8 protein-coding genes and 2 pseudogenes are annotated in these 8,635 nt (G+C 64.7%); 5 read left to right on the forward strand and 5 right to left on the reverse strand.

Annotation, left to right across the window (positions count from 1 at the left end; genetic code table 11):
- Nucleotides 1-161: 161 nt before the first annotated feature.
- Nucleotides 162-1,057 (forward strand): annotated as a pseudogene (locus G3436_RS23745) (peptidoglycan DD-metalloendopeptidase family protein).
- A gap of 6 nt (nt 1,058-1,063) precedes the next feature.
- Here G3436_RS23745 and G3436_RS23750 read toward each other — a convergent pair.
- From G3436_RS23750 to phoB, 3 genes are all read right to left on the reverse strand, one after another.
- Nucleotides 1,064-2,404, reverse strand: a complete 1,341-nt coding sequence (locus tag G3436_RS23750) for a hemolysin family protein (protein WP_163950187.1) — start codon at nt 2,402-2,404, stop codon at nt 1,064-1,066.
- A 113-nt stretch (nt 2,405-2,517) separates the two neighbouring features.
- Nucleotides 2,518-3,828, reverse strand: coding sequence for a phosphate regulon sensor histidine kinase PhoR (gene phoR / locus G3436_RS23755; RefSeq protein WP_163950190.1), 1,311 nt, complete (start codon nt 3,826-3,828; stop codon nt 2,518-2,520).
- 43 nt (nt 3,829-3,871) lie between these two features.
- Complete coding sequence (phoB, locus tag G3436_RS23760) at nt 3,872-4,561, reverse strand: phosphate regulon transcriptional regulator PhoB (protein ID WP_028942483.1); 690 nt, start codon at nt 4,559-4,561, stop codon at nt 3,872-3,874.
- A gap of 147 nt (nt 4,562-4,708) precedes the next feature.
- Here phoB and G3436_RS23765 point away from each other — a divergent pair, with 147 nt between their 5' ends.
- Complete coding sequence (locus tag G3436_RS23765; protein WP_163950193.1) at nt 4,709-5,077, forward strand: COG4315 family predicted lipoprotein; 369 nt, start codon at nt 4,709-4,711, stop codon at nt 5,075-5,077.
- 34 nt (nt 5,078-5,111) lie between these two features.
- Here G3436_RS23765 and ubiA read toward each other — a convergent pair whose 3' ends face one another.
- Nucleotides 5,112-6,002: a 4-hydroxybenzoate octaprenyltransferase gene (gene ubiA / locus G3436_RS23770; protein WP_163950197.1), complete on the reverse strand. Its 891-nt coding sequence runs from the start codon at nt 6,000-6,002 to the stop codon at nt 5,112-5,114.
- Nucleotides 6,002-6,568 (reverse strand): annotated as a pseudogene (locus G3436_RS23775) (chorismate--pyruvate lyase family protein). The gene ubiA and the pseudogene G3436_RS23775 overlap by 1 nt, the downstream one beginning before the upstream one ends.
- A 168-nt stretch (nt 6,569-6,736) precedes the next feature.
- Here G3436_RS23775 and G3436_RS23780 point away from each other — a divergent pair.
- The 3 genes from G3436_RS23780 to G3436_RS23790 all read left to right on the forward strand — a co-directional run bounded on the left by G3436_RS23780 (nt 6,737) and on the right by G3436_RS23790 (nt 8,549).
- Nucleotides 6,737-6,904, forward strand: coding sequence for a rubredoxin (locus G3436_RS23780; protein WP_007954349.1), 168 nt, complete (start codon nt 6,737-6,739; stop codon nt 6,902-6,904).
- Nucleotides 6,905-6,936: 32 nt separating this feature from the next.
- Nucleotides 6,937-8,085 (forward strand): NAD(P)/FAD-dependent oxidoreductase, encoded by a 1,149-nt coding sequence (locus tag G3436_RS23785; RefSeq protein ID WP_163950200.1) that lies wholly within the window; start codon nt 6,937-6,939, stop codon nt 8,083-8,085.
- A gap of 188 nt (nt 8,086-8,273) precedes the next feature.
- Nucleotides 8,274-8,549, forward strand: a complete 276-nt coding sequence (locus G3436_RS23790; RefSeq protein ID WP_163950203.1) for an HU family DNA-binding protein — start codon at nt 8,274-8,276, stop codon at nt 8,547-8,549.
- Nucleotides 8,550-8,635 lie beyond the last annotated feature (86 nt).

Genomic DNA, 8,635 nt, shown 5'->3' on the forward strand with positions numbered 1-8,635 from the left:
CAGCTCCCACAAGGACAGCGATGATCCCTGTGGGAGCTGGCTTGCCAGCGAAGGGCGCGCCACTGATCGCCTGTCATACCCGGCAACCACTCCCCGCAACACACCCAGCACATTCACCTGCTAGGCTTGCCCAGAGCTAACCTGTCAGATGGCCACTATTCATGCCGCCACACCTGCTGCTGTTCTGCGCCTTGCTGTTGGCTGCCGGCCAATCCTGGGCCATGACCATCTACAAGAACACCGACGCCTCGGGCGTGGTGTCGTACTCCGACCGTCCCAGCCCTGGCGCGCGGGCGCTGGTGTTTCGTGATCGCATGGTCGAGCAGTTGGGCCAGCAGGTTCAGCTTCAGGTCAGCCAATACCCCAACGGCGTGCGCTTCAGTGCCCGCAACCAGCTGTTTGCGCCAGTCGAGGTGGAACTGCGCCTGGAGCGCCTGGGCAACGTGCACGACCTTGCGCCGCGTATCGTGCGCCGGGTGGTGCCCGCACGCTCCACGCTGCTGCTCACCTCGCTCAATGCGCGTCAGGTCGGCAAGCCGGTGGGTTATCGCGAACAGTTCAACTACGCCCTGGGCAACCCGCAGCAACGCAGCCTGGCCTACCGCTACCCGTTCCCCTGGCGCGGCGGGCCGTTCCGCCTGACCCAAGGCCCGAACGGCAAGTACAGCCACTTCGGCCCCAAGGGCCGCTACGCGATGGACATCGCCATGCCCGAAGGCACGCCGATCATCGCGCGCGCGCCGGGGTGGTGATCAAGACCGAGAATCAGCAGAGCGGGCGCGGGACCAACCCGGCCGGCAACTTCGTGAGGATCCTGCATGCCGACGGCACCATGGGCGTGTACCTGCACCTGATGCGCGGGTCGGTGGTGGTCAGCGAGGGGCAGCGGGTGGCCTATGGCACGCCGCTGGCCAAGTCCGGCAATACCGGCAACAGCAGCGGGCCGCACCTGCATTTCGTGGTGCAGCGCAACGTGGGGCTGGCACTGGAGTCGATTCCGTACCAGTTCAACCAGCCCATCGGCGGGCTGCCGAGCTTTACCGCCGGCAACCCGTGAGGCGGCTCAATCGAGCTTGAGCACCTTGGCCAGCACGATCTTGGGCCCTTTCATCTTCTTGATGATGATGCGCAGGCCGTCGACTTCCAGCACTTCTTCCTCTTCCGGCACGCGCTTGAGCGTCTCGTAGACCAGCCCGGCGAGGGTTTCGGCCTCGATATGGTCCAGGTCCACGCCGAGCAGGCGCTCGACCTTGAACAGCGGGGTATCACCGCGCACCAGCAGCTTGCCAGGCTGGTAGGCGAGGATGCCACGCTCGGTCTTGCGGTGTTCGTCCTGGATGTCGCCCACCAGCACTTCGAGCACGTCTTCCATGGTCAGGTAGCCGATCACCTTGCCGTCAGCCTCTTCGACCAGGGCAAAGTGCGCGCCGCCCTTGCGGAACTGCTCCAGCAGCTGCGACAGCGGCATGTGCCGCGACACCCGCTCCAGCGGGCGAGTCAGCTCGGCCAGGTTGAACGACTCGGGCAGGTGGTCGAGTGCGGCCAGTTCCAGCAGCAGGTCCTTGATGTGCAGCAGGCCGACGAACTCGCCGCTTTCGGCGTCGAGCACCGGGTAGCGGCTGAACTTGTGCCGGCGGAACATCGCGAGGATTTCCTTGAGCGGCGCATTGGCGTCGAGGCTCACCATGTCTTCGCGCGAGTTGGCCCAGTCGACCACTTCCAGTTCGCCCATCTCCACCGCCGAGGCCAATACGCGCATGCCCTGGTCGCTGGGGTCCTGGCCACGGCTGGAGTGCAGGATCAGCTTGAGCTCTTCGCGGCTGTAGTGGTGCTCGTGGTGCGGGCCGGGCTCGCCCTGGCCGGCAATGCGCAGGATGGTGTTGGCGCTGGCGTTGAGCAGGTAGATGGCCGGGTACATCATCCAGTAGAACAGGTACAGCGGCACCGCCGTCCACAGCGACAGCAGCTCGGGCTTGCGGATCGCCCAGGACTTGGGCGCCAGCTCGCCGACCACGATGTGCAGGTAGGAAATCACGAAGAAGGCGCTGAAGAACGACACACCCTTGATGACTTCGGGCGATTGCACGCCCACGGCCGCCAGCAGCGGTTCGAGCAGGTGCGCGAAGGCCGGCTCGCCGACCCAGCCCAGGCCCAGCGATGCCAGCGTGATGCCCAGCTGGCAGGCCGACAGGTAGGCGTCGAGCTGGCTGTGCACGGTGCGCAGGATATGCCCGCGCCAGCCGTTCTTCTCGGCAATCGATTCGACCCGGGTCGAGCGCAGCTTGACCATGGCGAACTCGGCCGCAACGAAGAAACCGTTGAGCAGAACCAGCAGCAGAGCAAAAAGAATCATGCCGAAATCGGCGAACAGTGACGCGAGGGTGATACCAGGGGAAGGGTCCATGATGGGGTTTTACGGGGTCCGTCTTCTGAGCAAAGGGAATGCAGCAATGCCAGCAGGTGCTGGCGCGAGTCAGCCAATGTAGCGGCTGACTGCGCAAATTTAAAGGGTGCGGCTCAGGAAACCGCGCGCGCGGCGATCTGCACCGGGGCGAAATGGCAGGTGAAGGTGCTGCCGTGGCCCGGCACGCTGCTGATTTCCAGGCGCGCGCGGTGGCGCAACAGCACGTGCTTGACGATCGCCAGGCCCAGGCCGGTACCACCGGTGGTGGAGTTGCGGCTGGAGTCGACGCGGTAGAAGCGTTCGGTCAGGCGGGGCAGATGCTTGGGGTCGATGCCGATGCCCGAGTCCTGCACGCTCAGGTGCGCGCCCTGTTCGTCGCCCCACCAGCGAATGCGGATCTGGCCTTCGTCCTGGGTGTATTTGACCGCATTGAACACCAGGTTGGAGAACGCGCTGCGCAGTTCGGCCTCGCTGCCCTTGAGGCGCACGTGGGGGTCGGCGTCCAGGCTGATGCGCTGGTTGCGCTGGCCGGAGAGCGCCTGGGCATCGCTCTTGATCGACTGCAACAGCGCCTCGATGCCCACCGGCTGGTTGTCGGAGGGGTAGTCGGTGGCTTCGAGCTTGGCCAGCAGCAGCAGGTCGTTGAGCAGGGTCTGCATGCGCACACCCTGCTGCTGCATCTGGGTCAGCGCGCGGACCCAGCGCGGGTTCACCTCTTCGACGTTGTCGAGCAGGGTTTCGAGGTAGCCGGCAATCACCGTCAACGGGGTGCGCAGCTCGTGGGACACGTTGGCGACGAAGTCCTTGCGCATCTGTTCGAGCTGGTGGATGCGGGTGACATCGCGCACCAGCATCAGGTGTTCGTTGTTGCCGTAGCGGGTGATGTGCAGTTGCACGCGCAGGCGGTCGCTGATGGGCGAGGGGATTTCCAGCGGCTCGAGGTAGTTGTCCTGCTCGAAGTACTCCTTGAAGCGCGGGTGACGCACCAGGTTGGTCACCGGCTGGCCGCTGTCCTGCGGGGTCTTGAGGCCCAGCAGGGTTTCGGCGGCGCGGTTCCACCATTCCAGGTTGCCGTCGCTGTCGAGCATGATCACCGCGTCCTTGAGCGCAGCAGTAGACTCCTGCACGCGGTCGATCACCGCCTGCAGGCGCCCGCGCACGCGCTGGTCGCGGCGTTGCAGGTGATAGATGCTGTCGAATACCTCGCCCCACAGGCCGTAGCCGTCGGGCGGTGCCTCGTCAGGCTTGTGCTGGCGCAGCCATTCGTGAAGGCGCAGCAGCTGCTTGAGGGTCCAGCCCAGGTAGGCCGCCAGGCCGATGGCCAGGCTCCAGCCGTAGTAGCCGCTGACCAGCCCGGCCAGCAGGCAGACGGTGGTCAGCAGCAGCATGTGGCGAATCAGGGTGCCATGCCAGTTCTGGTTCAATTAACGACGCGTCCTTTCAATTGCCTTGGCGATATGCGGCGGTTCAGCTCTTGGTCGAGAACCGGTAGCCCGTACCGCGCACGGTTTGTACCAGATTTTCGTAGGCTTCACCGAGCGCCTTGCGCAGGCGGCGGATATGCACGTCGACGGTGCGCTCCTCGACATACACATTGCCGCCCCACACCTGGTCGAGCAGTTGGCCACGGGTGTAGGCGCGCTCCTGGTGGGTCATGAAGAACTGCAGCAGGCGGTATTCGGTGGGGCCCATTTCGGCTGGCTTGCCATCGATGGTCACGCGGTGGCTGATCGGGTCGAGCAGCAGGCCACCGACTTCGATCGGCGCTTCGCCGTCGCTGGGGCCGGCGCGGCGCAGCACGGCCTTGAGCCGGGCCACCAGTTCGCGGGGCGAGAACGGCTTGGTGATGTAGTCGTCGGCGCCGACTTCCAGGCCCTGGATCTTGTTGTCTTCCTCACCCTTGGCGGTGAGCATGATGATCGGGATATCGCCGGTCAGCTCGTCGCGCTTGAGGCGCCGCGCCAGTTCGATGCCCGAGGTGCCCGGCAACATCCAGTCGAGCAGGATCAGGTCGGGTTTGCGGTCGACGATGATGGCGTGGGCCTGCTGCGAATTCTCCGCCTCCAGGCAGTCATAGCCGGCCATTTCCAATGCAACGGCGATCATCTCGCGAATCGGCGCTTCGTCGTCAACGATCAGAATGTTTCTGCCAACCATGCTCAAACCTCTTCCCATTCAGGTGTCTTGGCCCGCATTAGATAACGGAATTATTGCAGTCGTGTGACAGGTCGTGTGGGCGTGCGGCAACATCCGTGGGCTGAGCTAGGCTTTAGTTCCCACCCATCACCCAAAACGGTGAGTCCAATGACACGACATACGCTGAACTGGATGGCCCTTTTTACTGCCCTGGCGCTACCGGGGATGGCCCTGGCCGATCATGCCATGGAGAAGGGCGGCATGTTGGTGGATCATGCCGGCATGACGCTCTACACCTTTGACAAGGATGCCGGTGGCAAGTCCATGTGCAACGGCGAGTGCGCGAAGAACTGGCCGCCGTTGATGGCCAAGAGCGGCGAAAAAGCTGACGGCAAGTGGACGCAGATCACGCGTGATGACGGCTCGATGCAGTGGGCCTACGACGGCAAGCCGCTCTACACCTTCGTCAAGGACAAGCAAGGTGGCGACATGACCGGCGACGGCATGAAAGACGTGTGGCACGTCGCCAAGCCTTGACCCCCGTGAGGTTGCGCTGGCTGTCGCACGGCGGTCAGCGCAGGGCGTAGTCGAGCACCACGCCGATGAACACCAGCAGGCCGGCCCAGTGGTTGTGCAGGAAGGCCTTGAAGCAGGCGTCGCGCGCCAGGCTGCGAGTCGACCAGTACTCCCAGGCAAAACACAGCGCCGCACCCACCAGCCCGAGGTGGAACCAGCCGCCCAGTTCGAAGCGGTTGCCGGCCATCAGCAGGCAGCCCAGCGACAGCAACTGCAAGGTCAGGATGATGGTGCGGTCGGCCTCACCGAACAGGATCGCGGTCGATTTGACCCCGATCTTCAGGTCGTCGTCGCGGTCGACCATGGCGTAGTAGGTGTCGTAGCCCACGGTCCACAGCAGGTTGGCGATGTACAGCAGCCACGCGATGGCCGGCAGTTCGCCGGTGGCCGCGGTAAAGGCCATGGGAATGCCCCACGAGTACGCGGCGCCCAGCACCACCTGCGGATAATAGGTATAGCGCTTCATGAACGGGTAGCAGGCTGCCAGTGCTACCGCGCCGAACGACAGCCACACGGTCTGCGCATTGGTGCACAGCACCAGGGCAAAGCTCACGCCGACCAGAATCGCGAACAGCACCAGCGCCTCGCGGCCGCTGATCCTGCCGGCTGCCAGCGGGCGTTCGGCGGTGCGCTTGACGTGGCCGTCGACCTTGCGGTCGGCGAAATCGTTGATGGCGCAGCCGGCAGCGCGCATCAGCACCACGCCCAGCACAAAAATGAGCACGTTGGCCACGCTGGGCGAGCCCTTGGCGGCAATCCACACCGCCGACAGTGTGGGCCACAGCAACAGGTAGATGCCGATCGGCTTGTCCATGCGGCTGAGCTGGATGAAGTCCCAGGCCCTGGGGTGCAGGCGGTTCAGCGACTTGAGCAGGCTCAGGTACATCAGCGGTCCTCCAGGCGGGTATCGGTGGCTTGCCACAGGGCGGGCAGGAAGATCTCGGCCACCAGGATGCTCAGCTCGCCTTGGTCGAAGCGCGAGCGGCGTGCCCACAGGCCGTCATGGCGCTGCTCGGCCGGCAGCCAGGCGGCCGGGTAATGGCACACCTCGATGGCCTGGCGTGCGAAGCCGGGGCTGCAGAACAGCAGCTCGCCCAGCGAACGGCTGCCCAGCGCCTCCATGTCCAGGCCACCCTGCTGCAAGGCGCTGCGCGCCGCCACACTGCGCGCATAGACCCACGCCTGGCCGTGCCCGCGCAGGTACACCTCGCGCACCCAGCCTTCGCTGCCCCGGCACCAGGCCCAGGCGTGCGCACTCGTCGTCACGCAGCGGCTGCCAGCCTTCGTACACGGGTGTCACGCTGAAGTGATCGGCGGATAATCGGGTCAGGCGGCGGGTCAGCGAGCCCTGGTCGAACAACCAGTCGCGGGTTAGCGGTCGGCGCTGTCGGCCAGCGGCGAATGCTGCTCGAGCCATTTGAGGGCGGGCACTTGCGAGGTTTCGTACGGCACGGTCGGTATGCGGTTACAAGCCAGTGAGGCGCCGAGCTTAGCATGTTTGCAGGTTGCGACTTGCATCGTGCCACCAGCCTCAGTACAAAGCCCCCTGACGATCCATGCAGCGCCAAGACTGTAATGATCACGACCGATGTGCGTCTGGATGAGAGAGGGAGAGCGATCATGAAAAAGTGGCAGTGTGTGGTGTGCGGGCTGATCTACAACGAAGCCGACGGCTGGCCGGATGACGGCATTGCCCCGGGTACCCTGTGGCAGGATGTGCCCGAAGACTGGCTGTGCCCGGATTGCGGCGTGGGCAAGATGGATTTCGAGATGATCGAGATCAACTGATCAATTTTTGTACTTGGCACAGGAAGCAGAGCATGACCGATCCGCTGGTGATAGTCGGCACAGGGCTGGCGGGCTACAACCTCGCCCGTGAATTTCGCAAGCTCGACGGCGAAACGCCGTTGCTGCTGATCAGTGCCGATGACGGTCGTTCGTATTCCAAGCCGATGTTGTCCACCGGCTTTGCCAAGCACAAGGACGCCGACGGCCTGAGCATGGCCGAGCCCGGTGCCATGGCCGAGCAGCTCAAGGCCCAGGTGCGCACGCACACCCGCATCAGCGGCATTGACCCCGGCCACAAGCGCGTTTGGATCGGTGAAGAGCAGGTGTGCTATCGCGACCTGGTGCTGGCCTGGGGCGCCCAGACGGTGCAGGTGCCGGTCGAGGGCGATGCGAGCGAGGCGATTTTCCCGATCAATGATCTGGAAGACTACGCACGCTTTCGCGCTGCCGCCGACGGCAAGCGTCGGGTACTGATCCTGGGCGCTGGCCTGATCGGCTGCGAGTTCGCCAACGACCTGCACCTGGGTGGCTTCGATATCGATGTGGTCGCGCCCTGCGAGCAAGTCATGCCGACGCTGTTGCATCCGGCGGCTGCCGGTGCGGTGCAGGCGGGCCTGCAAGGGCTGGGCGTGCGCTTTCACCTGGGGCCGGTGCTGACGCGCCTGCAGCACGCGGCCGATGGCCTGGAGGCGCACCTGTCCGACGGCAGCGTGATCGCCTGCGACCTGGTGGTTTCGGCGATCGGCCTGCGTCCGCGCATCGACCTGGCGGCGGCGGCAGGGCTGCAGGTCAACCGTGGGGTGATGGTCGACCGCCAGCTGCGCACCTCGCACGCCAACATCCATGCCCTGGGCGACTGCGCCGAAGTCGATGGCCTCAACCTGCTGTACGTGATGCCGCTGATGACCTGCGCGCGTGCGCTGGCGCAAACCCTGGCAGGCAACCCGACAGCGGTGAGCTACGGGCCGATGCCAATCACCGTGAAAACCCCGGTGTGCCCGCTGGTGGTGTCGCCACCGCCGCGTGGCTGCGAGGGCCAGTGGCAGGTCGAAGGGCAGGGCGCCGACCTCAAGGTGCTGTGCCACGATGCCGACGGCAACCTGCTGGGCTATGCCCTGACCGGAACGGCGGTAATGGAAAAGCTGGCCTTCAACCGTCAGCTTCCGCCGTTGTTGGCGTAAATAGCTGTCGTTCTGTCGGGTATACCCTGCTTTTGCCTGCACAATGGCCGCCCAGAGACTGGCGCGGCCCTTGGCGGCGTGCCATTCTCACACCCGTCTGCCGCAGTTTAGAGCCTGCGGTGCCTTAGGCGCTGCCGCGAAGGGCAGCACGGCATAACAACAAAAAATTCCGTCAGAGGGGCTTCACCATGCGTAAACCAGAACTCGCTGCAGCCATTGCCGAAAAGGCCGACCTAACCAAGGAGCAGGCCAATCGCGTGCTCAACGCGGTGCTTGAAGAAATCACGGCGGCCCTGCACAAGAAAGACAGCGTGACCCTGGTGGGTTTCGGCACGTTCCTGCAGCGTCATCGTGGTGCGCGCACAGGCAAGAACCCGCAGACCGGTGAGCCGGTGAAGATCAAGGCGAGCAATACCGTGGCGTTCAAGCCAGGCAAGTTCCTCAAGGACAGCGTCAACCCGTAAGGCCGCGGGCCACTGACTGCGTCGAAAAGCGGGCACCCCAAGCGGTGCCCGTTTTTGTTTCTGCGTCGGCCCCTTCGCTGGCAAGC

This window comes from Pseudomonas brassicae (assembly GCF_010671725.1).
Classification (GTDB): domain Bacteria; phylum Pseudomonadota; class Gammaproteobacteria; order Pseudomonadales; family Pseudomonadaceae; genus Aquipseudomonas; species Aquipseudomonas brassicae.

Bases quoted from the DNA above. Each gene is read 5' to 3' on its own strand.
- G3436_RS23785 (WP_163950200.1), top strand. From the start codon at position 6,937: ATGACCGATCCGCTGGTGATAGTCGGCACAGGGCTGGCGGGCTACAAC.
- G3436_RS23750 (WP_163950187.1), bottom strand. From the start codon at position 2,404: ATGGACCCTTCCCCTGGTATCACCCTCGCGTCACTGTTCGCCGATTTC.
- ubiA (WP_163950197.1), bottom strand. From the start codon at position 6,002: ATGTACCTGAGCCTGCTCAAGTCGCTGAACCGCCTGCACCCCAGGGCC.
- G3436_RS23765 (WP_163950193.1), top strand. From the start codon at position 4,709: ATGACACGACATACGCTGAACTGGATGGCCCTTTTTACTGCCCTGGCG.
- G3436_RS23780 (WP_007954349.1), top strand. From the start codon at position 6,737: ATGAAAAAGTGGCAGTGTGTGGTGTGCGGGCTGATCTACAACGAAGCC.
- G3436_RS23790 (WP_163950203.1), top strand. From the start codon at position 8,274: ATGCGTAAACCAGAACTCGCTGCAGCCATTGCCGAAAAGGCCGACCTA.
- phoB (WP_028942483.1), bottom strand. From the start codon at position 4,561: ATGGTTGGCAGAAACATTCTGATCGTTGACGACGAAGCGCCGATTCGC.